Annotated in this window: 1 protein-coding gene; it reads right to left on the reverse strand. The window is 37.3% G+C overall.

The window, feature by feature from the left end:
• Positions 1 to 361: tetratricopeptide repeat protein (locus PL9214_RS29630; protein WP_139295227.1), on the reverse strand; the 361-nt coding region annotated here is incomplete at its 3' end.
• Positions 362 to 561: the final 200 nt, after the last annotated feature.

Genomic DNA, 561 nt, shown 5'->3' on the forward strand with positions numbered 1-561 from the left:
TTTCTATCCATAAACATCCTAAATTATTATAAGCTCTGATGAGTTGAGGTGCAAGTTCAATTGTTTTTTGATAACTTTTAATGGCTGATTCAATTAAACTTTTATTTTGATAAACCACTCCTAAATTATAGTAAGCTTCAGCATAATTAGGCTTTTGTAAAATTGCTTGTTGATAGCAGTGAATAGCTTGTGATAAATTTTGCTGTTGTTCAAAAATAATCCCTAAATTATAATAAACTTCAGGCCACTGAGGACAAATTTGAAGTGCTTGCTGATAATAGGAAATAGCTTCGTTCAGTTCTCCTTGACTTTGTGATAACAAAGCTTTTTCAACGAGATCTCTTTCTCCAGAATTTTTCATTGCGATGAAATAGCCAAACTATTGAGAGAAGATACAAACCCTTTTATCCTCAACAACGAGAACAGCATCTTGACACTCCCACCCCTACGCTACGCGCTTAGGGAGCGGGTAAGGTTCGAGTGTCATCACTCTCCCCTCCCCTAAGAACCGTACATGATGGTTATCCCAATCATACGGCTCAAGCCTTGCTTCAAGCCTTG

The sequence above is a fragment of the Planktothrix tepida PCC 9214 genome, assembly GCF_900009145.1.
Taxonomy (GTDB): domain Bacteria; phylum Cyanobacteriota; class Cyanobacteriia; order Cyanobacteriales; family Microcoleaceae; genus Planktothrix; species Planktothrix tepida.